Origin of the sequence: Mesorhizobium sp. WSM2240, assembly GCF_040438645.1 — a bacterium.
GTDB lineage: Bacteria > Pseudomonadota > Alphaproteobacteria > Rhizobiales > Rhizobiaceae > Allomesorhizobium.
Window position 1 is genome coordinate 1,695,900 of the sequence record NZ_CP159253.1, and the last position, 22,361, is coordinate 1,718,260.

General features: G+C 64.1%; 21 protein-coding genes. 9 read left to right on the forward strand and 12 right to left on the reverse strand.

The window, feature by feature from the left end:
- The first annotated feature begins 63 nt into the window (after window positions 1-63).
- Window positions 64-969 carry an EamA family transporter RarD gene (gene rarD / locus ABVK50_RS08100; RefSeq protein ID WP_353645983.1) on the forward strand — a complete coding sequence of 302 codons (906 nt, stop codon included), beginning with the start codon at window positions 64-66 and terminating at the stop codon, window positions 967-969.
- On the opposite strand, the gene ABVK50_RS08105 is transcribed toward rarD, so the two are convergent.
- Window positions 966-1,325, reverse strand: coding sequence for a DUF1428 domain-containing protein (locus ABVK50_RS08105; protein ID WP_353642048.1), 360 nt, complete (start codon window positions 1,323-1,325; stop codon window positions 966-968). The two genes, rarD and ABVK50_RS08105, sit on opposite strands and share 4 nt — an antisense overlap.
- A gap of 75 nt (window positions 1,326-1,400) precedes the next feature.
- On the reverse strand, window positions 1,401-2,012 hold the full coding sequence (locus ABVK50_RS08110) for a TIGR00730 family Rossman fold protein (RefSeq protein ID WP_353642047.1): 612 nt from the start codon (window positions 2,010-2,012) through the stop codon (window positions 1,401-1,403).
- A 115-nt stretch (window positions 2,013-2,127) separates the two neighbouring features.
- Between ABVK50_RS08110 and ABVK50_RS08115 the strand changes: the two genes are divergently transcribed.
- The 5 genes from ABVK50_RS08115 to pssA all read left to right on the forward strand — a co-directional run bounded on the left by ABVK50_RS08115 (window position 2,128) and on the right by pssA (window position 7,926).
- Window positions 2,128-3,993, forward strand: a complete 1,866-nt coding sequence (locus ABVK50_RS08115) for a LysM peptidoglycan-binding domain-containing protein (protein ID WP_353642046.1) — start codon at window positions 2,128-2,130, stop codon at window positions 3,991-3,993.
- 49 nt (window positions 3,994-4,042) lie between these two features.
- Window positions 4,043-4,381, forward strand: coding sequence for a metalloregulator ArsR/SmtB family transcription factor (locus ABVK50_RS08120; RefSeq protein ID WP_353642045.1), 339 nt, complete (start codon window positions 4,043-4,045; stop codon window positions 4,379-4,381).
- Between the two features lie 63 nt (window positions 4,382-4,444).
- Window positions 4,445-6,319, forward strand: a complete 1,875-nt coding sequence (locus ABVK50_RS08125) for an ABC transporter ATP-binding protein/permease (protein WP_353642044.1) — start codon at window positions 4,445-4,447, stop codon at window positions 6,317-6,319.
- Window positions 6,320-6,411: 92 nt separating this feature from the next.
- Window positions 6,412-7,110, forward strand: coding sequence for a phosphatidylserine decarboxylase (locus ABVK50_RS08130; RefSeq protein WP_353642043.1), 699 nt, complete (start codon window positions 6,412-6,414; stop codon window positions 7,108-7,110).
- 3 nt (window positions 7,111-7,113) lie between these two features.
- Window positions 7,114-7,926: a CDP-diacylglycerol--serine O-phosphatidyltransferase gene (gene pssA, locus ABVK50_RS08135; RefSeq protein WP_353642042.1), complete on the forward strand. Its 813-nt coding sequence runs from the start codon at window positions 7,114-7,116 to the stop codon at window positions 7,924-7,926.
- On the opposite strand, the gene ABVK50_RS08140 is transcribed toward pssA, so the two are convergent.
- The 3 genes from ABVK50_RS08140 to ABVK50_RS08150 all read right to left on the reverse strand — a co-directional run bounded on the left by ABVK50_RS08140 (window position 7,927) and on the right by ABVK50_RS08150 (window position 12,831).
- Window positions 7,927-10,158 carry an AMP-binding protein gene (locus ABVK50_RS08140; RefSeq protein WP_353642041.1) on the reverse strand — a complete coding sequence of 744 codons (2,232 nt, stop codon included), beginning with the start codon at window positions 10,156-10,158 and terminating at the stop codon, window positions 7,927-7,929.
- Window positions 10,159-10,950: 792 nt separating this feature from the next.
- On the reverse strand, window positions 10,951-11,868 hold the full coding sequence (locus tag ABVK50_RS08145) for an EamA family transporter (protein WP_353642040.1): 918 nt from the start codon (window positions 11,866-11,868) through the stop codon (window positions 10,951-10,953).
- A gap of 72 nt (window positions 11,869-11,940) precedes the next feature.
- Window positions 11,941-12,831: a DMT family transporter gene (locus ABVK50_RS08150; RefSeq protein ID WP_353642039.1), complete on the reverse strand. Its 891-nt coding sequence runs from the start codon at window positions 12,829-12,831 to the stop codon at window positions 11,941-11,943.
- 207 nt (window positions 12,832-13,038) lie between these two features.
- On the opposite strand from ABVK50_RS08150, the gene ABVK50_RS08155 reads away from it, so the two are divergent.
- On the forward strand, window positions 13,039-13,566 hold the full coding sequence (locus ABVK50_RS08155; protein WP_353642038.1) for an OsmC family protein: 528 nt from the start codon (window positions 13,039-13,041) through the stop codon (window positions 13,564-13,566).
- A gap of 12 nt (window positions 13,567-13,578) precedes the next feature.
- Here ABVK50_RS08155 and ABVK50_RS08160 read toward each other — a convergent pair whose 3' ends face one another.
- Together ABVK50_RS08160 and ABVK50_RS08165 are read right to left on the reverse strand one after the other, a co-directional pair.
- Window positions 13,579-14,208 carry a hypothetical protein gene (locus ABVK50_RS08160; protein ID WP_353642037.1) on the reverse strand — a complete coding sequence of 210 codons (630 nt, stop codon included), beginning with the start codon at window positions 14,206-14,208 and terminating at the stop codon, window positions 13,579-13,581.
- An 88-nt stretch (window positions 14,209-14,296) separates the two neighbouring features.
- A complete protein-coding gene (locus tag ABVK50_RS08165) occupies window positions 14,297-15,058 on the reverse strand; it encodes an SDR family NAD(P)-dependent oxidoreductase (protein WP_353642036.1) in 762 nt (253 codons plus the stop codon).
- A 197-nt stretch (window positions 15,059-15,255) separates the two neighbouring features.
- Between ABVK50_RS08165 and ABVK50_RS08170 the strand changes: the two genes are divergently transcribed.
- Window positions 15,256-15,687 carry a DoxX family protein gene (locus ABVK50_RS08170; protein ID WP_353642035.1) on the forward strand — a complete coding sequence of 144 codons (432 nt, stop codon included), beginning with the start codon at window positions 15,256-15,258 and terminating at the stop codon, window positions 15,685-15,687.
- A gap of 51 nt (window positions 15,688-15,738) precedes the next feature.
- Here ABVK50_RS08170 and ABVK50_RS08175 read toward each other — a convergent pair whose 3' ends face one another.
- Entirely contained in the window at window positions 15,739-16,149 is a 411-nt protein-coding gene (locus ABVK50_RS08175; protein WP_353642034.1) for a hypothetical protein, read from the reverse strand.
- A 30-nt stretch (window positions 16,150-16,179) separates the two neighbouring features.
- Window positions 16,180-17,649, reverse strand: coding sequence for an amidophosphoribosyltransferase (gene purF / locus ABVK50_RS08180; RefSeq protein ID WP_353642033.1), 1,470 nt, complete (start codon window positions 17,647-17,649; stop codon window positions 16,180-16,182).
- Between the two features lie 160 nt (window positions 17,650-17,809).
- Here purF and ABVK50_RS08185 point away from each other — a divergent pair, with 160 nt between their 5' ends.
- Window positions 17,810-18,166, forward strand: a complete 357-nt coding sequence (locus ABVK50_RS08185; protein ID WP_353642032.1) for a VOC family protein — start codon at window positions 17,810-17,812, stop codon at window positions 18,164-18,166.
- 173 nt (window positions 18,167-18,339) lie between these two features.
- On the opposite strand, the gene ABVK50_RS08190 is transcribed toward ABVK50_RS08185, so the two are convergent.
- The 3 genes from ABVK50_RS08190 to ABVK50_RS08200 form a co-directional block, all read right to left on the reverse strand.
- Complete coding sequence (locus ABVK50_RS08190) at window positions 18,340-18,960, reverse strand: CvpA family protein (protein WP_353642031.1); 621 nt, start codon at window positions 18,958-18,960, stop codon at window positions 18,340-18,342.
- 186 nt (window positions 18,961-19,146) lie between these two features.
- Entirely contained in the window at window positions 19,147-20,544 is a 1,398-nt protein-coding gene (radA, locus tag ABVK50_RS08195) for a DNA repair protein RadA (protein ID WP_353642030.1), read from the reverse strand.
- A gap of 173 nt (window positions 20,545-20,717) precedes the next feature.
- Window positions 20,718-22,208, reverse strand: a complete 1,491-nt coding sequence (locus ABVK50_RS08200) for a replicative DNA helicase (RefSeq protein WP_353642029.1) — start codon at window positions 22,206-22,208, stop codon at window positions 20,718-20,720.
- Between the last annotated feature and the right edge of the window lie 153 nt (window positions 22,209-22,361).

A 22,361-nucleotide genomic window follows, 5' to 3' on the forward strand; every position in this document is an offset into this window, starting at 1 on the left:
AACGCCACGGCGCATCAGAAAATTGAAATGGTGCTCCGCCGAACTGCGGCCCATATGATCCCGATGACGACAGAGACCCTGACCGCCCGAGACAGCGCTACGCGTGGATTTCTGTTCGCGCTGTCAGCCTATCTTCTTTGGGGATTCCTGCCCTTCTACATGAAGGCGGTGGCGCATATTCCGGCGACGGAAGTGGTGGCGCACCGCGTCATCTGGTCGGTCCCGGTTGCCGGAGCGCTGCTGATCTGGATGGGCCGTACCGCCGATATCAAGATGGCGCTGCGTTCCCCGCGCACGCTGGCCATGGGCGGGCTCACCGCCGCGCTGATCACCGTGAACTGGGGCGTCTATGTCTGGGCCATCGGCGCCGACCGGGCGCTGGAAACCGCGCTCGGTTACTATATCAATCCGCTGTTCAGCGTCTTTCTCGGCGCCGTGCTCCTCGGCGAGAAACTGAGCCGCGCTCAGATCGCGGCGATCGCGCTCGCGGTGGCGGCGGTGGCGCTGCTGACATGGGAGGCCGGCGGCCTGCCCTGGGTCTCGATAGCGTTGGCGCTCAGCTGGGGTTTTTACGCGTTCTTCAAGAAGACGCTGCCGATCGGTCCTGCACAGGGTTTCTTCCTCGAGATACTCGTGCTGAGCATACCGGCAATCGCCTATATCGGCTGGCTGGGAGCTTCAGGCGCCGGCCATTTCGGACGAACCGGAGCCGTCGATATCTGGCTTCTTCTTGGCTGCGGCCTGGTTACGGCGGTGCCGCTCATTCTTTATGCGAACGGCGCGAAGCTGCTTCGGCTGTCGACGATCGGCATCATGCAGTATATCGCGCCGACGATGATCTTCGTGATCGCGATATTCATCTTCCAGGAACCGTTCAGCAGCACCCGTGCAATCGCGTTCGCGATGATCTGGTCCGCGCTTGCGATCTATTCCTGGTCGATGTTCTTCCGCCGGCCGGTCGCGGGCTAACCCCGCTCAAGCTCGACCAGCGTCCGGAAGCCGCCATAGATCATGCGCTTGCCGTCGAAGGGTGAATCCTTCATGTCCATATTGAGCCGCGGATCAGCCATCACCTTCTCGTTGATGGCGTCGCGGTCTTCACGCGATTTGTAAGTGATCCAGGAGAATACGACGGTCTCGCCGTCCTTCTGCTGTACCGCACGCGGAAACGATGTGAGCTCGCCGTAGGGCACATCTTCGGCGACGCATTCGACAAAGGACAGCGCGCCGTGTTCCATCCACACATCACCGGCCTTTTGGGCCATCTTCCTGTAGTCCTCGATCCTATCCGCCGGGACGGCCAGCACAAAACCATCGACATACATCGGAACCTCCTCGTTCAGGCTTGGAAAATCTTCCAACAAGCAAGAGACAGGTCGGTTCCCGGCAGCGGGAACAGCCTACATTTTCTCGATGACGGACGGGACGCCTGCGGTAGGGGCGTCAACCGCTGCGCCCTCGGTCAGGAGCGCGGCAACGACCGCCTCGGCGCGGCCGATCACCAGCGGCCTGACCAGATGCGACGTGTGGACGAAACCTTCGGCGCGCATGTGATCGATCAGGATCATCATCGGATCCCAGAAGCCGTTGATATTGGCGAAGACGATCGGCTTGCGGTGATGACCGAGTTGGGCCCAGGTCATGATCTCGACGATCTCCTCGACGGTTCCGATGCCCCCGGGCAGCGCCACAAAGGCGTCGGATTTCTCGAACATCGTATGCTTGCGCTGATGCATGTTCTCGGTGATGACAAGCTCGTCCAGTCTACCGAGCGCGGGTTCGGTCGCTTCCCGATTGACGAGGAAGCGCGGGATGATGCCCGTCACCTTGCCTCCGGCACGCAGTGCGCTATCGGCGACGGCGCCCATTATGCCTTTCGTGCCGCCGCCATAGACGAGGCGCAGGCCTGCCTCGGCGATCGAGCGTCCGAGGACGTGGCCCGCCTTCATGTAGACGTCGCTGCGGCCGGTCGAAGAGCCGCAATAGACGCAGACGGATCGAATCGTGTTCATGCAATTGATTGGTGATTGCCTATGTAACCGTGGTCAAGTCTCAACAGGGGCTTTTTCTTGTCGATTGGGCTAAAACAGGCTAGACCCGGCTGAGGCGGCTAAGGGGCAAGCAAATATGGCGTTGACACCGATTAAGGCTCTTCTGTTTCTCGCGGGCGGCGCGGCCGCCGCGGGCGGGGTGGCCTATGTGTCGGGCGTGTTCGACCCCTATCTTGGCGGCGAGGCCCCGAAGCTTGCCGCTGCTCCGGTTCCCGGAACATCCGAGGCTAATCCCAAATCCTCCCGGCTGCCGCAGCCGCCGGCCGCAAACGCCCCCTCCGCGGGCACTCCTGCAGCCAGTGCGCCGGCTGCTGGCGCTTCGACTGAGGGGGAAGTTCTTCCGCCTTCTTTCGATGTGGTGCGCGTCGAGGGCGATGGTTCGATCGTCATTGCCGGCGAGGCGGCTGCGGGAGCCACCGTTGAGATCGTGACCGGCGCACGCGTTATCGGCAACGCAGTGGCCGGGCCGGACGGCGACTTCGCCGTCGTCATCGACGAGCCGCTGAAGCCTGGCGGATACCAGATCGTGCTGCGCTCGACCGCGCCCGACAATGTGGTCGCCACCTCGCTGGAAACCGCCGTCGTATCAATTCCCGATAAGCCGGACGGACAGGTGCTGGCGCTGGTCGAAAAGCCGGGCGAGCCGAGCAAGCTGATTACGGTTCCCGAACCGCAGCCCGCGCCGCCGCTAAGCGGCGATGCCGCTGCTCCGGAAGCGCCAGCCTCGGCCGAGGCGGCTCCGGCTGCTCCAGAGGAAAAACCCGCGAGCGGCGGACCTGAGGCGTCCGCTTCGGCGGAAGTGGAGGCGCCCGCCGAGGAAGCGCCGCCGGCCGAGCAGCCGGCTGCGGCGCAAGAACCCGAACCGGCGCCAACCGAAGCCGCGCCAGACAAGCCGGACGAACAGGTCGCAGCGGCGAAGCCCGATCAGGAACCGGTCGAACTCACACCGAGCGCGCCTTCCGGCGAGCCGCAGGTCACAGTCGAGGCGGTCGAGATCGAAGGGCGCAAGGTTTTTGTCGCTGGCGTGGCCGATCCCGGCCGCAAGGTGCGCGTCTATGCGAACGACATATTGCTGGGGGACGCAGATGCCTCGCCGAGCGGCCGCTTCCTGATCGAGACCGAGCGTGACTTGCCTGTCGGCGACTATATCATCCGCGCCGACGCGCTGGAGCCGGACGGCGTCAAGGTCGCCGCGCGCGCGGCGGTGCCGTTCGAGCGCGAGGAGGGCGAAAATCTTGCCGCGGTAGCGCCGTCCGTCACGCCGCAGGCTGAAGCCCCCGCAACCGGCGCGGATCGGTCCGCCGCTGCTGCACCAGATGTAGCAGAGCCGCAGTCCGCCCCCACCGCACCGACCCCGAATGACCCTTCGGCCGGAGCCAACGGGCGAGCTTCCGCCGAAGCGCCGATCGAGCCAGACGCAACGCCGTCCGCTGCTCCTTCGGCTACGGCCGAGGCTTCGCCGCCCACCGCTTCGGGCACTGAGGCTTCACAGCCTGCCGTGCCCACTCCGCCCGCAACCGCGGAAGCGGATGCGCCGTCAACTCAGCCTACGGAGCAATCGGCCACCGCTCCCGCCGGGACTACGACCGCGCCTGCTTCCGAATCGACGCCGACTACTTCCGCAGAGGCTGAGACGGCGAAACCTGCAACGGGTGCCGAGATTGCGGCCGCGCCGGAAGCCACCCGGCTCGCACCGAAGCTCGAAAGCGTACCTGGCGCTGTCATCATCCGGCGCGGCGACTCCCTGTGGCGGATTTCTCGCCGCGTCTATGGGAAGGGCGTGCGCTACTCGACGATCTATCTGGCCAATCAGGAACAAATCAGCGATCCCGACCGCATCTGGCCGGGGCAAGTATTTAAGGTTCCCGAAAAGACCAGTGAAGGCGAGGAAGCCGACATGAAGGCCATCGGCGGGCAGGCGGTCACGACCACCACGCAGTGATTGCGCCGCTCTTGCGATCGAGCGTTTCATCGTCTATCGTCGATAAACGATGAACGTTTCTCCTTCCACCGAATTCAAGGAATGCGGTTCCGCGTCGGCCAAGGCGCTGGCGGCGAAACTCGCGGCTTTGTCGCATCCGGCCCGCATTGAAATCCTGAAGCATCTTTCCGGCAACCGCGCCTGCTGCTGCAAGGACGTCGTCCAGCAACTGGACCTGGCGCAGTCGACCGTATCGCAGCACCTGAAGGTGCTGGTCGAAGCAGGGCTGGTGCGGTTTTCGGCGGAAAGGCAGCGCTCGCTCTACGAAATCGACCGCGAGGCTTTGGCGGGCATCTCCGCCTCCGTCGCCGGCCTCGTCGAAACCTGCTGTTCTAGCCAGCCGGCATAATCCCGAAAGTCGCGGACTTTCCGGCAAGACCATGTCCGCTGACAAATCAAAGGCAAAGACCTAGTGGCAAAGACCGTATCCGCAGGCTCGACGTTCAGAACCCTGCTCAATCTGTGGCCTTATATGTGGCCGGCCGACCGCATCGACTTGAAGGCGCGGGTGGTGTGGGCGACGGTGTTCCTGTTTGTCGCCAAGCTCGTGCTTGTGGCGGTGCCGTATTTTTTCAAATGGGCGACAGACGCGCTGGTAGGTGACGCCAAGGCGCCGCCGCCTCTGCCCGATTTCATGCTCGGCCCGGTAGCGCTGGTCATTGCCTACAACATCGTCCGTATCGTGCAGGTCGGGTTGAACCAACTGCGCGATGCGCTGTTTGCCCGTGTCGGCCAGCATGCCGTCCGCCAACTTGCCTACCGCACCTTCGTGCACATGCACGATCTGTCGCTGCGCTTTCATCTGGAGCGGCGCACCGGCGGCCTGTCGAGGATCATCGAGCGCGGCACCAAGGGCATCGAGACCATCGTCCGTTTCACCATCCTGAATACAGTTCCGACGGTGCTGGAATTCGCGCTGACGGCGGTGATCTTCGCGCTCGCCTATGGCTGGGTCTACGTGCTGGTCGTGGCCGTCACGGTGGCGGCCTACACCTGGTTCACCGTCTGGGCGAGCGACTGGCGCATCGCCATCCGCCGCGAAATGAACGACAGCGACACAGACGCCAACACCAAGGCGATCGATTCGCTGCTCAATTTCGAAACGGTGAAGTATTTCAACAATGAGCGCATGGAGGCTCAGCGTTTCGACGGCTCCATGGCGCGATACGAGGCTGCGGCGACGAGAACCTGGACATCGCTCGGCTGGCTGAACTTCGGGCAGGGCGTCATCTTCGGCGGCGGCATGCTCATTGTCATGTGCCTGTCTGCTCTCGAAGTCATGGCCGGAACGCAGACGATCGGCGATTTCGTCTTCATCAACGCCATGCTGATGCAGCTTTCGGTGCCGCTCAATTTCATCGGCTTCATCTACCGCGAAATCCGGCAGGGCCTGACCGACATCGAGCAGATGTTCGACCTGCTGGACGTGAAGCAGGAGGTGGTCGACCGGCCGGAAGCAAAACCGCTGGCCGTCACCGAAGGCAAGGTCGAGTTTCGCGATGTACATTTCTCCTACGACGCCAACCGGCAGATCCTGAAGGGCGTCAGCTTCGAGGTTCCGGCCGGCAAAACCATCGCCATTGTCGGACCGTCCGGCGCGGGCAAGTCGACCATCTCGCGGCTCCTCTTCCGTTTCTACGACATTCAGCGCGGGGCGATCCTGATCGACGGGCAGGACATTCGCGACGTTACCCAGGAGAGCCTGCGCGCCGCCATCGGCATGGTGCCGCAGGACACAGTGCTGTTCAACGACACCATCGCCTACAATGTTCGCTACGGCCGAACCGACGCGACCGACGAAGAGGTGCAGAAGGCCGCCGAACTCGCGCAGATCGGCGGGTTCATAGAGAGCCTGCCGGGCGGCTACAAATCGATGGTTGGCGAACGCGGGCTGAAGCTGTCAGGCGGCGAAAAGCAGCGCGTGGCGATCGCCCGCACCATCCTGAAGGCCCCGCCGATCCTGATGCTCGACGAGGCGACCTCGGCGCTCGACACGCATACCGAGCAGGAGATCCAGGCCGCGCTCGACATGGTCAGCCGCGGACGCACGACCATAGTCATTGCCCATCGCTTGTCGACGGTGATTTCGGCGGACGAGATCATAGTGCTCAAGGACGGCGAAATCGCGGAACGCGGCACCCATGCCGACCTGCTGCGCCAAAGGGGCCTCTACGCCTCCATGTGGGATCGCCAGCGCGAAGCAACCGAAGCCGAGGAGCGCCTGCGCATCGCCAGGGAAGCCGACGAATTCGGTATCGTGGTCCGCCGCCGCACAGCCGAGCTCTGAGCGGCGGACAAGCGCCTCCCGGATTGCCGCGTTGCGGCGGGCGGCGCTTTCGGCTAAGCAGACCGGCATTCAACCGGAGCCGCCCGCGCGCGATGAGCCTCGTCGACACCGTCAAGAACGTTTTCGTGCCGATACACCGCGAAGGCTATCCCTTCATCGGCGCTTTCGCAGGCGTCACGCTGATTCTTGGCCTGTTCTCGACAAGCCTGTTCTGGATCGGCCTAATCCTGACCGGCTGGTGCGCCTATTTCTTCCGCGATCCCGAACGTGTCACGCCGGTCGACGACCGGCTGGTGATCAGCCCTGCCGACGGCGTGGTTTCGGCAGTAGGCCCGGCGGTTCCGCCGCGCGAACTCGGCCTCGGAACGGCGGAGATGACGCGGATTTCCGTATTCATGAACGTCTTCTCCTGCCATGTGAACCGCTCGCCGGTGCGCGGGCGCATCACCCGCATCGAGCATCGGCCGGGCAAGTTCCTCAATGCCGAGCTGGACAAAGCGAGCAGCGAGAACGAGCGCAACGGTCTCGTCATCGAAAGCCCCAACGGCACCGTCGCCGCCGTGCAGATCGCCGGGCTGGTCGCAAGGCGGATCGTCTGTTTCGCCGAGGCGAACGGCAATGTCGCGGTCGGCGAGCGCATCGGCCTGATTCGCTTCGGATCGCGGGTCGACGTGTTCCTGCCGCTCGACGCGACGCCGCGCGTTGCGGTCGGGCAGACTGCGGTCGCCGGCGAAACGGTGGTCGCCGAATTCGGCGGCGGCGCGGCCACGCCGCTTGTGCGGGTTTCCTGAGCAATGGCCGCGCCTTTCCAGCCATTCGAGCCGCATGGCCGGGGCGGCCCGCGCATTCGCGAAATCCCGCTGCGCATGGTCTTGCCCAATCTGATCACGGTGCTCGCCATTTGCGCCGGCCTGTCCGGCATAAGGCTGGCCTTCGAGCACCGGTTCGAGACGGCGGTGGTTATGGTGCTGGTCGCCGCCTTCCTGGACGGCATAGACGGCCGCATCGCACGGATGCTCAAGGCGACGTCGAAATTCGGCGCGCAGATGGATTCGCTGGCCGACATCGTCAACTTCGGCGTGGCCCCGGCGCTGGTTCTCTACGCCTTCCTGCTCGACCAAGCCGGCTCGCCGGGCTGGATTGCAGCACTGCTGTTCGCCATAGCCTGCGGCTTGAGACTCGCCCGGTTCAATGTCCTCGACGAGGATTTGAGCCGCCCTGCCTGGCAGGCGGAATATTTCGTCGGCGTGCCGGCGCCGGCTGGAGCCGTGGTCGTGCTTCTTCCCATCTATCTGGTCTTCATCGGCGCCATCGAGCCCGGCCGCACGGTCGCTTTCATCAGTTCCGGCTTCACCGTCCTGATCGCGATCCTCTTGGTCAGCCGTCTGCCGATCTATTCCGGCAAGAAATTCAGGATACCCCGTGACAAGGTGCTGCCGGGGATGCTGGCCGTCGTGTTCGTCGTGTTGTTGTTATCGACCTACACTTGGCAGACACTCGCGGTTTCGGTGATCGCCTATCTCGTGTTCCTGCCGCTCAGCGCGCGCGCCTATTCGCGGCGGGCCAAGCTTGAGGAGGCGAAGGCTGCGGAGCCTTCGAATGAGTGATCAGGCGGCGGCGCTGAGCCCCAGCCGCTCGAGCGCCAGATGTCGCGCCGACGCATAATCGGTCTTGCCTGATCCGAGCACCGGGATTTCCGCGACTTTGATGATGTCCTGCGGCACCATCAGTTCGGCCGCACCTGCCTCCTTGCCGTATTGCCGCAATTTGTTGGGATCGGCGTCTCCGGCCGTGGTGACCAGCACGATGCGTTCGCCGCGACGCTTGTCGGGCACCGAGACGACGGCGTGGCGCTCCTCCGGCCACAGCGCCTGCACAAGCATTTCCACCGCGCCCAGCGAGACCATCTCGCCGGCGATCTTGGCGAAGCGCTTGGCGCGGCCGCGAATGGTGATGAAGCCATCGCGATCAGCCGAGACGATGTCGCCGCTGTCGAGCCAGCCGCCCGCAAGCGGCTGCAACTCGCCGGGCCGGTCGACGCTCATATAGCCGAGCATGATGTTGGGGCCGCTAAGGCACAGGCGGCCTCCCTCGGCAACGCCTTCGACCGGCTCCAGCCGCATGCGCATGCCCGGCAGCAGCCGGCCAACCGTGCCTTCGCGGGTATGTGTCGCCGAATTGACGGCGACTACCGGCGCTGCCTCGGTCAGGCCAAAACCCTCGATGATCTCCGCGCCGAAGCGCTCGCGCCAGATGCGGCGGGTCTCCCTCCTGACGCTCTCGGCGCCGGAGACGGCGAAGCGCAGGCTGGAGAAATCGTCGTCGTCGGCGGTCTTGGCGTAGGCCGACAGGAAGGTATCGGTGCCGAACATGCAGGTCGGCCGCACCTTCGCGGCGACCTCCGGAATGAGTTTGTAGTGAAGCGGCGAGGGGTAGAGGAACAGCCGGACGCCGGTGACTAGCGGCAGGATCGTCCCACCGGTCAGCCCGAACGAGTGGAAGACCGGCAGCACGTTCAGGAGCTTGTCCTCAGGTGAAATCGAGAGCCGCGCCTCGACCTGAGCGGCGTTGGCGAGCAGATTGCGGTGTGACAGCACGACCGCTTTCGGCGAGCCCTCGGAGCCGGAGGTGAACAGGATTACCGCGGGTTTTGCGGAATTCTCCTGCGGGACGAGCGGACGCCGCCATTGCAGGGCGGCGGCAAGTTTTTCGGCCGGCGTTGCGCTGTCGCGCAACTCCTCCAGCCAGACGAATGTCGCGCCGCCCGCCTCGGCGGCCTCTACGATGTCGGCAAGTCCGGCCTTGGCGATGAAGGCGCGAGAAGACACGACCGTCCGGATGAGCGCCGTGCGCACCGCCGCGGTGACGCTGGCGGGGCCGGCCGTATAGTTGATCATGGCGGCGACGCGTCCGGCCGACATCAAGGCGAGCAGCGACAGCACGACGCCGTTGGTGTTGGGAAGCAGGATGCCGACCGCCTCGCCGGGCGCGGTGGAGGCGGAAAAACGGCCGCCGAGCACGCGTGCGCCGATGAACAGGCGCTTGTAGCTCATCGAGCCGCTGACCACGTCCTCGACGATGGGGTGGCCCGATCCGTAGCGATCGGCGGCGTCGCGGATTGCCTGGAACAGGGTGCGGTCGAGATCGGCGGCGGCGAAGCGGACTTCCGCCACGCGGTCGAAGAGGGCAATCGAGGCGGGCGAAGACTGCACGCCCGACCGGACCGTCAGCTCGGCGATGGTGATCGGCGGCAGTGTGGTGATCGTCAGACGCGGGAACAGCCGGCGCGGCGCCTTTTCCGCGGGCGTCAGCGAGAACGGAAGATACCGCGCGCCGCCGACGAAGACCGGCACGATGCGGGCGTCGGCCTGCATGGCGATGCGCGCCACCGCGCGGTAAAGGCGGAACGATTTGACGTCCGGCTCGACATTGTCGGGGATATACACCGCCAGCCTGCCATTGCCTTTCAGCACGCGGACGAGGCGGCGGCTGACGAAAACATGCTCGGCGTTGAAGGCGATGGTGCGGGAAAGCTCCCGCCAAGGCTCGAGCCAGGGCGACTTCGCCGACCATTCGTCGAGGATATGCAGTGTGTTTTCAGGCAGCAGCGCCAGCATCAGCGCCGGGTCGAGGCGCGACTGGTGCGTCACCACATAGATCACCGGCCGGGGCGCCTTGTGGACCTCGCGCATCGCCTGGTCCTGGATGCGGTAGGCGAGTTTGAGCGGCACATAGAGCAGCGCCTGATGCACGCTGAGGCCAAGGCGCAGCTTCTGCAGCAAGGCGAAGGCCGCGTAGGCAAGCGCAAGTGCGAGCAGAGTAAGGCTGGTCAGGATCATGCCGCAACCTCCCAACGCATTGTCACGCCGCCAGCGGACACCGCGACAGAGAAAACTAGACGAAGCTGTGGGAACGTCAATGCGGTGTCTCCGGGGTATTCGCTCCCGTTGAGGGGAGGGTCGATCCGCGCGGCGGATCGGGTGGGCGAAGCAAACCGTGAGGGCGTTCTTGGGCGCAAGCTTCTCCGTCGCCACGCCCGCTCTCGCGTCTGGCCATTGTGGGGAGCGGCGCATGGCAACGACGCCTAATCAATTTTAATTAGTTGACGCGCTGCCATGCGCCGCCGGCGTTTTCTCCCCTGATCGCTGTCCGGCCCATCGCTCCTGTCCTGGTATGCTGGGACGGAGCGCGGGCGCACAGGCGCGACCCGGGGCCGGAGCGATCCGCGCGACCCAGCGGGTATCGTCTCCGGCGCCACACTTGCCTGGATGCCGGTCGTGTACACCCGTCCCCACCAGCAAGCTGCCGGGACGGAGTATGCGGGCAGCGCCAGGGGGTGTGAACAAACAGGAGGGTGAAGATTCCTGAAGAATCTTACAAGCCATTGTTGCGCAAGCGATATTTCTTCGTTTTGGCCGGAACGGGAGTGAATTCCATCCACAACGGCATCTCATGTGGCCGGGAAAAGATGAGGCGCGGCTTGGCCATAATGGGTCAGGGCTCGCGCAGCCAAAGAAAAAGCCGGCCTCGCGGCCGGCTTGAGTAATAGGGACGGGCGAGGGGGTTTGGGCATGGGGACAGCCCGTCCATGCGCCTACAACAGCCGACGCCGAAGAAGGTTCCGGCCAAAATCAAATTTTTTTCGCGGCCGTGCATTTTTTTGAATCTGCCGAAGCGGCACGCGCCAGTGAGAGGTCACGGCCGGCATGTGCGAAGACCGCGGCCAGCACAACAGCGCCGCCGACCAGACTGGCGACGGGTGGAAATTCGGCCAGGAAAAGCCAGCCGAACAAGATCGCGAAGGGCACCTCGGCGGAGCCGAGCAGGCCGGCTTCGGCGGCTGGGATAAGCCGCGAGCCTTCCGTCCAGAGCACAGAGGCCAGCGCGAAGGATGCACCGAAGGCCGCAAGCAGGATCGCATCGCGCGTGGTGACGGCCAGCGGATCGGTGACGAACCAGCCGAGCCCGAAAAGGAGGAAGGCCGATACCGCGCCGGCCCAGACCACCGGCGTGTCGCGGAATTTGCGGATCAGCACCATGTAGAGGGCGCTGCCGAACGTCATGAGCAGCGCGAGCCCGTCGCCGAATGGCCGGCCGGTGCCGATCCCGGCAAACACCATCAGCCCGACGCCCGCGAGCGACAGGGCGGCCGCCAGCATGGTTTGCGAGCGGATCTTTTCGCGCACCAGGAGCCAGCCGAGCAGCGCCGCCACGAAGGGCGCGGTCGCATAGATGATCGCGACATTGGCGACGTAGGTGTTCTTGAACGCGGCGATGAATGCGACACTGGCGGCAGCTCCGACAATCGCCATCAACCAGCCGCGCCAGCCGAGCCTGAGCGGCCGCGGCGCGGCCTCGCGGGAGCGCCGCCAGAAGACATAGGCTGTTATCAGCAATGCGCCGACCAGCCCGCGCCAGCAATTGATGGTTAGCGGGTCGGTTTCGATCGACTTGGTGAGAACGCCCGCCAGGCCGAAGACGGCGGCCGAGCACGTGACCAGCGCGACGCCGAGCATCCGTCCCTTCTGTTCCTCAAGCCCTGTCGTCATGCCTGCCCCGCTCAGCCTGATCTCATCATTTATCGCACCGCTGCTGACAGCCCGCTGTCAGCAGTTCGCGCATCAAACCGGGCGTTTGCGGAAATGTTCGGTGGCGATGATGATGAGGCCAGCCGAAAAGATCAGCGCGGCGCCGATGAACACCTCGCGCCGGGCAATGTCGCCCCAGATCAGGTAGCCGAGCACGAAGGACCAGACCAGCGAGGTGTATTCGAACGGTGCGATTATGGAGACCGGCGCGCGCTTCATGCCTTCGAACAGTGCGAATTGCGCCATCCCGCCGAGCACGCCGACGCCGACCAGCAACAGCCATTCGCCGGCCGCAGGCGTCTGCCAGAGATAGAGGAGCGGGATGCCGGCGATGACCAGAAAGAAGCCGTTGTTGAGGACGAGCTGGATCAGCGTCCTTTCCTGCAGCGCGATCTTGCGCAGCAGCACGATAGACATGGCCCACAGGAAAGCCGCCGCGAGCACCAGCGCCACCGGCAGAGACAGGCCGAGCCGGGCGGGGTCACAGGCTATGAAGACCCCCGCGAAGCCGACAAGAACGGCGATCCATCTGGCCAGAGGCACATCTTCGCCGAGGATGACGATGGAGAGCACCGTGACGATGATCGGGGCGGCGAAATAGATCGTGGTCAGTTCGGCGAGTTGCAGGTCCTTTGCCGCCGTGTAGTAGCAGAGCCAGGCGGCGAGGATGATGAAGCTGCGGAGCAGCATCGGCCTGACGATGGGCGAGCGCAGCGATTCTTCGAAGAGCTTGCGGCCGCCTATGACGGCGCAGCCGGCGAGAATAGTGGCGCTGCGAAAGAAGAGGATCTGCCATACGGTGATGCCGGTGACCAGCAGCTTGATCGACGCGTCCTGCAGGGAAAACAGGAAATAGGCGAGGCTGGTGAGCACGATGCCCGCATAGACCCGTTCGCGCGTGTCGAGAATGGCGGCGTCGGCCATGCGGCTGGGTTCCTGGGGCGTTCGACAAACGCAGAACGTCGGGTTGGCAGGATCAGCTATAGGGCCGTGCCGATTTGGCAAGCAGCGCCAGCGGGCGGCGAACGTTGGGGCAGCAGCTGCGGCGATGGCCGCATGACCTTGTCCGAAAAGTCTGCACCTTTTCGGGATCATGCTCTAGCATGCAGGTCCAAGCGAAGGAGGACAGCCATGGACGCGGCGGAACTGAAATCGGTGCAGGGGCCGCTGAAGCAGGCTTATCGCGACAATGCCGAAAGCGCGGTGATCACACTGCGCGCCAAAGGCTCGATCGACGATCAGGCGATCGCTTGCAAGGTCGAGACCGGCAGGGCGATCGCAGTCGCCGGGCTGCATCCGGCGACAGGCGGCTCGGGGCTCGAACTCTGCTCCGGCGACATGCTTTTGGAGGCGCTGGTGGCGTGCGCCGGCGTGACGCTGAAGGCAGTGGCGACCGCGCTGGAATTCCGGCTCGACGGCGCGAAGGTCGAGGCTGAAGGCGATCTCGATTTTCGCGGAACGCTGGGCGTCGCCAAGGATGCGCCGGTCGGCTTTCGCGCCATCCGGCTGCGCTTCGAACTGGACACCGACGAGCCGCAGGACCGCATCGACACGCTGATAAAGCTGACCGAGCGCTATTGCGTGGTGTTCCAGACCATCAACCAGAAACCGGAACTCTATGTGACCGCCGAGCCGCACCGGCCTGCAGCGCGGATGTGAGCGAGCGCCGGATCAGTTCGTGGCGAAGCAGTAGAACAGGCCGTCACCGCCCGTGCTCCTGAGTGCTTCCTGGCTGCAGCCGCCGCGCGAAGGATGCGACGAGTTCCACGATTTGGCCGCAGCCGAATCGTCGAGGCCCATGCGATCATGGTGACCAACCATGGCCACGCCTTCCGCGCCGCCTAGGGTCCAGTCGCCGCAGGTCTGGTCCGCCGCCACCGTGCCGTCCGGCATGGAGCCGGTCAGGATGTCGTGCCGGTTCGGCTCGTCGCCGCGGCCGCTGACCACCTCGCCTTTTTCGTTGAGCGCGGTCTCCTTGGTGATGTTGTTGGCGTCGCTGTGCAGCGAGGCGACGTCGTCGGCGATCTTCTCGCCCTTGGCATTGAACCAGGGGCCGGAACCGATGCGGTCTTTTGCATTTTCGCTGCTGGTCGAGAGATAGGCGCGCCAGGTCTTGCCGCTCGATCCGGCCGCTTCGGCGAGGCTTTGGCAATGGGCGTCTGCGCCGGCGAGACCGCCGAGATCCGCGCCGTTGCCGAGGCCTTGGCTGGTGATGAAGAAGCTCATCGCGTTGTCTTGCGCGCCGGCGAGCGAGATGGTCGCGGCGAACGCCGCGGACGCCAGAAAGAGGCTGCGTTTCATTGAAATTCCTCCCGGATGCAACCCGCCCGGGAGAAAACTAGGAGGGCGTCGGAGGCCGGCCAATCACAAGCGCGTGTTGGCGGAGGCGCTATTCCGGCATCCGGTAAGTGACGAAGCGCTCTTGACGCGCCTCATATCGCAGCCCCGTTTCCGTGAGCGACGGACTGGCCAGCGGAATGATCTTGGCGGCGATTTCGGCCGGGGTGGGCAGCGTCTCGGGATTTTCGCCCGGAAAGGCCTGGGCGCGCATGGCGGTGCGCGTTCCGCCGGGATTGACGCAATTGATTCTGAGCGGCAGGTTTTTCGTCTCGTCGGCCCAGGAGCGGGCGAGCGCGTCGACGGCGGCCTTGGAGGCGGCGTAGGGAGCCCAGAAGGCTTTCGCCGAATGCGCAGCGCCCGACGACATGATGATGGCGCGGCCGGCGTCCGACACGCGCAGCAGCGGGTCGACCGAGCGGATCAGCCGCCAAGTGCCGGTGACGTTCACCGCCATGACCTTTTCGAAGACCTTCGCCTCGACATGGCCTATCGGCGCGATGACGCCGAGGATACCGGCATTGGCAACGAGGATGTCGAGCTTCTTCCAGCGTTCGTGGATGGCGCCGCCGAGCCGGTCGATGCCGGCCATGTCCGTCAGATCGAGCGGCACCAGCGTCGCCTCACCCTTGCCGGTGCGGGCGTTTTCGGCCTTGATCTCGTCGTCGAGCTCTTCCAGGCCGCCGACAGTGCGGGCGACCGCAACGACATGCGCGCCCGCCGCCGCCATCTGCTTGGCGATATGATAGCCGATGCCGCGCGATGCGCCGGTGACGAGGGCGACGCGGTTGGTGAGGTCGGGGGTGGGGATCATGCGGGCATCCAGTTCGGGCGTATCGGAACAGGGCCCAGATAGGACTTATTTGCCGCGAACGGAACCCTGGAATACAGATTCGCAAATCCGACCTGAGTCACGGCACACTTTAGAGTGGAATTTTTGAAAGCTAATGTCGGAAATGCGCGCTGCCTCGCGTCCTAGGTGTAAATTCACATCGCTGGAGAATGGAACCAATGAGCAAGACTGTTGCAATCCTCGTCGCAAGGCTGATCTTCGCCGGCCTCTTTGCGATGGCCGCAAGCTTCAAATTCGCGGGCATGTCGGACACGGCCGGCTACATCGCCGCGGCGGGATTTCCGTTCCCGCTGCTTCTGGCCTGGCTCGCAGCCATATTCGAAACGGCGATCGTACTGGCCTTCCTGACCGGCGCCTTCTTTTCGGAAGCAGCGCTGCTCGCCGGCATCTATGTGATCTTCCTGGCCTTCGCCTTCCACGGCCCGTCGCACTGGGAAGGAAACCAGGCCGAATTCGGCTTCTTCGTCGACCACTTCACCTTCCTGGCGGGACTTCTCTACGCGGCCGTTCACGGGCCGGGCGAGCGGCTGGCCGTGCATCGGGGCTTCATCTGGAAGCGCGAAGCCGCGCCGGCGGCGCGGCTAGGCTAGTGGCGAAATTCGTGGGGATAGCGGTTACCAAAGCGCAAGCAGCTAATTGCGCTAAAAGAATGCGCTTAGGAACGCGGCCGCTTCATCCGAGATGCCGACGATCTTGTTCGTTGCCTGACGATAGAATTTGAAATTGAGCTCAGTCCCGGGCTGGCCGTCATTCCAGTCAGTGAGATGTTTGAGCTCGCTCCGCCCCAACGACCGCACCGCGAGCGCTGTGCGTCTAATGGAGAGGCTCACACGCGGTGTTTGCCGGGCGATGCCGGGCTTCTTCGCGATCGCTTCGGCGGAAGTGACGACGCCGCGCGCAATGAGGCCTTGCCCGCCCTCGTTTTCGCTGGCGAACACGAAAATCGTGTCACCTTCGGCGATATGCTTACCGCCATACATCGTCTTTTGCGCAATGAACGCGAACGTCTTTGCCCGCCGATCGCAAACCTCTGCTTTGATCGCGAACGCCATGCTTCACAGCACCGGCGGCGGCGGCAAAGACTACTGCCCGCCGGCGGCGAGCAGCGAGAGCGTCCGGACATTGTCCGCGCCTTCGTGGTCGAGCAGGCGGGTCGGATATTCGGCTGTGAAGCAGGCGTCGCAGAATTGCGGCTGTTCGTTTTCGCGGCGCGCTTCGCCGACAGCTCGGTAGAGCCCATCGATCGACAGAAAGCCGAGCGAATCGACCCGGATGAACTCGGCCATCTCCTCGATCGACATGCGCGAGGCCAAAAGTTTCGCCGTCTCCGGCGTGTCGACGCCGTAGAAGCATGAGGAGCGGGTCGGCGGCGAGGCGATGCGCATATGCACTTCCTTTGCGCCGGCATCGCGCACCATCTGCACGATCTTCTGGCTGGTGGTGCCGCGCACGATCGAATCGTCGACGAGCACCACGCGCTTTCCCTCAATCATGCGGCGGTTGGCGTTGTGCTTGAGCTTGACGCCCATATGGCGGATGGAATCGGTCGGCTGAATGAAGGTGCGGCCGACATAGTGGTTGCGGATGATTCCGAGCTCGAAGGGCAGGCCGGCGCCCTGGGCGAAGCCGATCGCGGCCGGCGTACCGGAATCGGGTACCGGCACGACGATGTCGGCGTCGACCGGGTTTTCGATGGCGAGTTCCATGCCGATGCGCTTGCGCACATCATAGACGTTGCGGCCTTCGACCATGGAATCGGGCCGGGCGAAATAGACATATTCGAAGATGCAGAAGCGCGACTTCTGCTTTTCGAACGGGAAAAGGCTCTCTATGCCCTTGGCGGTGACGATAACCATCTCGCCGGGTTTCAGGTCACGCACGAAGCGCGCGCCGATGATGTCGAGCGCGCAGGTTTCGGAGGCGAGGATCCAGGCGCCGTCGAGATCGCCAAGCACAAGCGGGCGGATGCCGAGCGGATCGCGGCAGCCGATCATCTTCTTCGACGTGAGCGCGACCAGCGAGAACGCGCCCTCGAGCGCGCGGACCGCCTCGATGAAGCGCGAATTGACGTCCTTCTCGCGGCTGGTGGCAACGAGATGCAGGATCGTCTCGGTATCGGAGGTCGAAGAAAAGATCGAGCCCTGCTTCTGCAGCGTGCGCTGCACGGTCATGGCGTTGGTGATATTGCCGTTATGGGCGACGGCGAAACCGCCGTCGGCGAGTTCGGCAAACAGCGGCTGGACGTTGCGAATGCCGGAGCCGCCGGTGGTGGCGTAGCGGGTATGGCCGATCGCGCGGTTGCCCTTCAGGCTCTCGATGACGCGCGGCTTGGTGAAGGTGTCGCCGATCAGCCCGACATGGCGTTCGACGTGGAACTGCGTGCCGTCATAGGAGACGATGCCCGCCGCCTCCTGGCCGCGATGCTGCAGGGCATGCAGGCCGAGCGTGACGATCGCCGCGGCGTCCTGCCGGCCGAAAATGCCGAAGACGCCGCATTCGTCATGGAAATGATCGTCGGCCTCTGCGGAGAGGAGTTTATCTGCGTCAACCATCGGGCCGCGGTCCAGTGTCGGAAAGCCGTCATATAGGGCAACAACGCCGGCAATGCCACCAGCAAATCAGCATGGCCGTATTGCAGGGTTGCGCCGCCTGGCTTCGGTCCCAATTACTCCCGGTGGAGTTTTTGCGGAAAAAGCCGATCGAGGTGTCCCGATGCTCAGGATAGGTTCCATTGTCTGGGGCGTACGAGATGTGCCACGTGCAGTCGCATTCTGGACGAAAGCCCTGGGCTACCGGCCGCGCGAGGCGCCATCAGACGACTGGGCGGTCCTTGTTCCCGGCAGCGGGCAGGGAGTTCAGATGGCGATCAAGCTCGTCACCTCGGAAGCATCGAGCCATCAACGCCATCATCTCGATGTGTATGTGGACGATGCCGGAACCGAAATCGATCGACTGATCGGATTGGGCGCACGGCGCGTCGAGTGGCACTATCCACCAGACGCTGACTATACCGTCCTTGCTGACCCTGACGGCAACACATTCTGCGTGGTCGAGAAGAGAGACAGATAGCAAAAGGCGTTCCCAAAGGTCGGGCCGCCGTTCCTTGACGCAAAATATTCCACTGGCCTAGCGTGATGGCGCTGCTGTAGGGCGCATCGGCACACAGCTGATTGCGTTCGCAGGAGGCAGGAGCGGCTAAATCCGCTTTATCCAAGCCGAATTCGGCTGGGCCATCATCAAGATCAATTGTTGGCCGGCGGCGCTTCCCCAGCAGGCGGCTGCTCCGTTGGAGCGGCGTCGGCCGCGGGCGGCTCGGCGGCCGGCGGCGCTTCGGTTCCCGCCTCGGGAGCCTCGTCGACCTGCAACCGCTTCAGGATCGAATTTTCCGGGTCGTCGGGCAGCATGGATTCGAGCGTGCCGCCGATCGATTCGAGCAGCGGGCGCGATTTTGCCTCTGCGATCCAGGACGGCGGATTTGTGCCGACCAGCCAGTTGAAGAACAGCAGGCCGACCGCGACCACCAAAATGCCGCGCGCCGCGCCGTAGAGGAAGCCCAGCGTGCGGTCGAGCGCGCCGACTCGGCTGTCGATGATGAAATCGGCGATCTTCATCGTGATGACCGTGACGACGATCAGCGCGACGATGAAGACGATGCCGGCCGCCGCCGCCATGGCGAGATGCTCATTGTCTATATAGGGCTGCACATAAGGCAGCACCGGCCTGTAGAAGAAGAATGCCGCAGCCGCCGCCGCCGCCCAGGACGCGATCGACAGGACCTCGCGGGAGAAGCCGCGCACCATGGCCAGCATGGCCGAAACCAGGGTGAAGCCGACGAGAATTCCGTCAAGCAGCGTTATCGGCATTGTTTTCCCACTCCATCTCCGGGTGCGTTGATATTCAGGCGATGCCGGCACGCAAATAGCGGCTTTCTGCACTTCCGGTACTCACGTACTCAAAGTACGCTCCGTTCCGGCTCTCGAAATCCACCACTTCGACTCGGCCTGACCTGAACCTCCACACACCCACGGCCGCCTGCAAATGCGACCGGTTCAGTCTTCCGCGTTCCGACGCAATGTGCCTGCGATCCGCACCACCAGATCGGTGAGCGTTTCAGGCTGAAAAGCGCCGGATCCGTTCCCCCCGGAAATTTCCTCGCTGCCGCGCGGCAGAACCGCCTGTCCAAACCCCAGCTTTTCCGCTTCCTTGAGCCGTTGCTGCGCATGCGCAACCGGCCTGATGGCGCCCGAAAGGCTGATTTCGCCGAAATAGACGCAATCGGCGGGAAGGGCAATACCGGTGAGCGAGGAAACCAGGGCGGCGGCGACGGCGAGATCGGCGGCAGGCTCGGTGATGCGGTAGCCGCCGGCAACGTTGAGATAGACGTCGTGCGTGGCGAAACGCACGCCGCAATGGGCTTCGAGCACGGCGAGGATCATGGACAGCCGCGCCGAATCCCAGCCGACCACGGCGCGCCGCGGCGTGCCGAGCGGCGAAGGAGCGACCAGCGCCTGGATTTCAACCAGAACCGGCCGTGTGCCTTCCATGCCGGCGAAGACCGCCGCACCCGGAGATTTTGCGTGGCGTTCGCCGAGGAAAAGCTCGGACGGATTGGACACCTCGCGCAGGCCCTTGTCGGACATTTCGAACACGCCGATCTCGTCAGTCGGGCCGAAGCGGTTCTTCACGGTGCGCAGGATGCGGTAGTGGTGACCGCCTTCGCCCTCGAAATAGAGCACGGCGTCGACCATGTGCTCGACGACGCGAGGGCCGGCAATCTGGCCCTCCTTGGTGACGTGGCCGACCAGGACGACGGCGGCTCCGGTCGACTTGGCGTAGCGGATCATCGCCTGGGCCGACGAGCGCACTTGGGTGACCGTTCCCGGCGCCGAATCGGCCATGTCGGTCCACAGCGTCTGGATGGAATCGAGGATGAGGAGGTCGGGGCGGCGGCCGTCGGCGATTGTCGCCAGAATGTCTTCGACATTGGTTTCGGCGGCCAGTTCGACCGGCGTCGCGGCGACGCCGAGACGCTGGGCACGCAGCCTGATCTGGGCGACGGCCTCTTCGCCCGAGACATAGACGATGCGGTGGCCCTTGGCGGCGAGGGCGGCGGCGGCCTGCGTCAGAAGCGTCGACTTGCCGATGCCGGGATCGCCGCCGACGAGAAGCGCCGAGCCACGGACAAAACCGCCGCCGGTGGCGCGGTCGAGTTCGCCGATGCCCGAGGCGATGCGCGGCGCGTCCTCGATATCGCCCGAAAGCGTGGTGAGCGCCACCGCGCGGCCCTTACGGGCGCTGCGCATGGCCGCCGGACCGCTGCCTATGCCGCTGTTGGTGCCTTCCTCTACGAGTGTGTTCCACTCGCCGCAGGCATCGCATTTGCCGGCCCAGCGCTGATGCACCGAGCCGCAATTCTGGCAGATGAACTGGATGCGGGATTTAGCCATGGGGTTACCCTCCCCCTTGCGGGGAGGGTCGGCGAAAGAGCGTTGCAAAGCAAAGCGATTGTGTGGGGGTAATGAAGAACACAAGATTCTTGCAGGACGGAGCACGTCGTCTCCACCCCCACCCGGCCCTTCGGGCCACCCTCCCCGCAAGGGGGAGGGCAAGGCGCTTGCGCCTACTCATATCGTTCCGGCAAATGGTGCTCTTCCGCCAGGTCGGAGAACCGGGTGAATTCGCCGGTGAAGGCCAGCGAAACCGTGCCCGTGGGGCCGTGGCGCTGCTTGGCGATGATGACTTCCGCCTTGCCGCGCACCTCGTTCATATCGAGTTCCCACTTGATGTATTCCTCGGTGCCGGGCTTGGGCTCCTTGTTCTTGAGGTAATATTCCTCGCGGTAGACGAAAAGCACCACGTCGGCGTCCTGCTCGATGGAGCCGGATTCGCGCAGGTCCGAGAGTTGCGGGCGCTTGTCGTCGCGGCTTTCGACCTGACGCGACAGCTGCGACAGCGCGATTATGGGAACGCCGAGTTCTTTTCCCAGCGCTTTAAGGCCCGTAGTGATCTCGGTGATTTCCTGGACGCGGTTCTGCGAGGCCTTGGCGGAAGAGCCCTGCATGAGCTGGATATAGTCGATCACGATGACGTCGAGACCGCGCTGGCGCTTCAGGCGGCGGGCGCGCGCCGCAAGCTGCGCGATCGAGATGCCGCCGGTCTGGTCGATGAACAGCGGGATCTTCTGCATGGTCTGCGAGCAGGCGACGAGCTTTTCGAAATCGGTCTCGGTGATTTCGCCGCGGCGTATCTTCGACGACGGGATTTCGGTCTGCTCGGAAATGATGCGGGTGGCGAGCTGCTCGGACGACATTTCGAGCGAGAAGAAGCCGATGACGCCGCCATTGGCGGCCTTGAACGAGCCGTCAGCCTGCTGCGCCGGCTCGTAGGCATGAGCGATGTTGAAGGCGATGTTGGTGGCGAGCGAGGTCTTGCCCATGCCCGGGCGTCCGGCGAGCACGATAAGATCGGAAGGCTGCAAGCCGCCCATGCGGCGGTCGAGGTCGCGCAGGCCGGTGGCTATGCCCGAAAGATGGCCGTCGCGCATGTAGGCGGCATTGGCCATGTCGACCGCAGTCTTGACCGCATCGGTGAAGCTTTCGAAGCCGCCATCGTAGCGGCCGGTTTCGGCAAGCTCGAACAGCCGGCGCTCGGCGTCCTCGATCTGGTCGGAGGGCGACATGTCGACGGGCGCGTCATAGGCGATGTTGACCATGTCCTCGCCGACCGTGATCAGCGCACGCCGAGTGGCAAGGTCGTAGATGGCGCGACCGTAATCGGCGGCATTGATGACGTTGACGGCCTCGGCGGCGAGGCGGGCGAGATAGTGGGCGACGGTCATATCGCCGACCTTCTCCTCGGACGGCAGGAAGGTCTTTATGGTGACCGGATTGGCCATCTTGCCCATGCGGATGAGCTCGGCCGCGACCTCGTAAATCTTGCGGTGCAGGGGTTCGTAGAAATGGCCGGACTTCAGAAAATCCGAAACGCGGTAAAAGGCGTCGTTGTTGACCAGGATCGCGCCGAGCAGCGCCTGTTCGGCCTCTATATTGTTGGGCGCCTCGCGATAAAGCGGTTGCTCCGCCACGCCGAACTTGCGCGCTGCCTCTGCCATTTCTGTCCCCGGTCCTGTCTTGCGTCATGGGTATCAGAAGCCGCGGCCGGCGACCGAACAAAAGCCAGGTTTTCCCGCTTGTGCCCGCGATCCACAGGAGTTGGGAAAATGCCTTCGGCTGTCAGATTCCCGATTGACGCGAATCAATTGGCA

What these genes read in the sequence shown, in the direction of transcription:
- rarD (WP_353645983.1), top strand. Translation starts at nt 64, where the DNA reads ATGACGACAGAGACCCTGACCGCCCGAGACAGCGCTACGCGTGGATTT.
- ABVK50_RS08105 (WP_353642048.1), bottom strand. Translation starts at nt 1,325, where the DNA reads ATGTATGTCGATGGTTTTGTGCTGGCCGTCCCGGCGGATAGGATCGAG.
- ABVK50_RS08110 (WP_353642047.1), bottom strand. Translation starts at nt 2,012, where the DNA reads ATGAACACGATTCGATCCGTCTGCGTCTATTGCGGCTCTTCGACCGGC.
- ABVK50_RS08115 (WP_353642046.1), top strand. Translation starts at nt 2,128, where the DNA reads ATGGCGTTGACACCGATTAAGGCTCTTCTGTTTCTCGCGGGCGGCGCG.
- ABVK50_RS08120 (WP_353642045.1), top strand. Translation starts at nt 4,043, where the DNA reads ATGAACGTTTCTCCTTCCACCGAATTCAAGGAATGCGGTTCCGCGTCG.
- ABVK50_RS08130 (WP_353642043.1), top strand. Translation starts at nt 6,412, where the DNA reads ATGAGCCTCGTCGACACCGTCAAGAACGTTTTCGTGCCGATACACCGC.
- pssA (WP_353642042.1), top strand. Translation starts at nt 7,114, where the DNA reads ATGGCCGCGCCTTTCCAGCCATTCGAGCCGCATGGCCGGGGCGGCCCG.
- ABVK50_RS08140 (WP_353642041.1), bottom strand. Translation starts at nt 10,158, where the DNA reads ATGATCCTGACCAGCCTTACTCTGCTCGCACTTGCGCTTGCCTACGCG.
- ABVK50_RS08145 (WP_353642040.1), bottom strand. Translation starts at nt 11,868, where the DNA reads ATGACGACAGGGCTTGAGGAACAGAAGGGACGGATGCTCGGCGTCGCG.
- ABVK50_RS08150 (WP_353642039.1), bottom strand. Translation starts at nt 12,831, where the DNA reads ATGGCCGACGCCGCCATTCTCGACACGCGCGAACGGGTCTATGCGGGC.
- ABVK50_RS08155 (WP_353642038.1), top strand. Translation starts at nt 13,039, where the DNA reads ATGGACGCGGCGGAACTGAAATCGGTGCAGGGGCCGCTGAAGCAGGCT.
- ABVK50_RS08160 (WP_353642037.1), bottom strand. Translation starts at nt 14,208, where the DNA reads ATGAAACGCAGCCTCTTTCTGGCGTCCGCGGCGTTCGCCGCGACCATC.
- ABVK50_RS08165 (WP_353642036.1), bottom strand. Translation starts at nt 15,058, where the DNA reads ATGATCCCCACCCCCGACCTCACCAACCGCGTCGCCCTCGTCACCGGC.
- ABVK50_RS08170 (WP_353642035.1), top strand. Translation starts at nt 15,256, where the DNA reads ATGAGCAAGACTGTTGCAATCCTCGTCGCAAGGCTGATCTTCGCCGGC.
- ABVK50_RS08175 (WP_353642034.1), bottom strand. Translation starts at nt 16,149, where the DNA reads ATGGCGTTCGCGATCAAAGCAGAGGTTTGCGATCGGCGGGCAAAGACG.
- purF (WP_353642033.1), bottom strand. Translation starts at nt 17,649, where the DNA reads ATGGTTGACGCAGATAAACTCCTCTCCGCAGAGGCCGACGATCATTTC.
- ABVK50_RS08185 (WP_353642032.1), top strand. Translation starts at nt 17,810, where the DNA reads ATGCTCAGGATAGGTTCCATTGTCTGGGGCGTACGAGATGTGCCACGT.
- ABVK50_RS08190 (WP_353642031.1), bottom strand. Translation starts at nt 18,960, where the DNA reads ATGCCGATAACGCTGCTTGACGGAATTCTCGTCGGCTTCACCCTGGTT.
- radA (WP_353642030.1), bottom strand. Translation starts at nt 20,544, where the DNA reads ATGGCTAAATCCCGCATCCAGTTCATCTGCCAGAATTGCGGCTCGGTG.
- ABVK50_RS08200 (WP_353642029.1), bottom strand. Translation starts at nt 22,208, where the DNA reads ATGGCAGAGGCAGCGCGCAAGTTCGGCGTGGCGGAGCAACCGCTTTAT.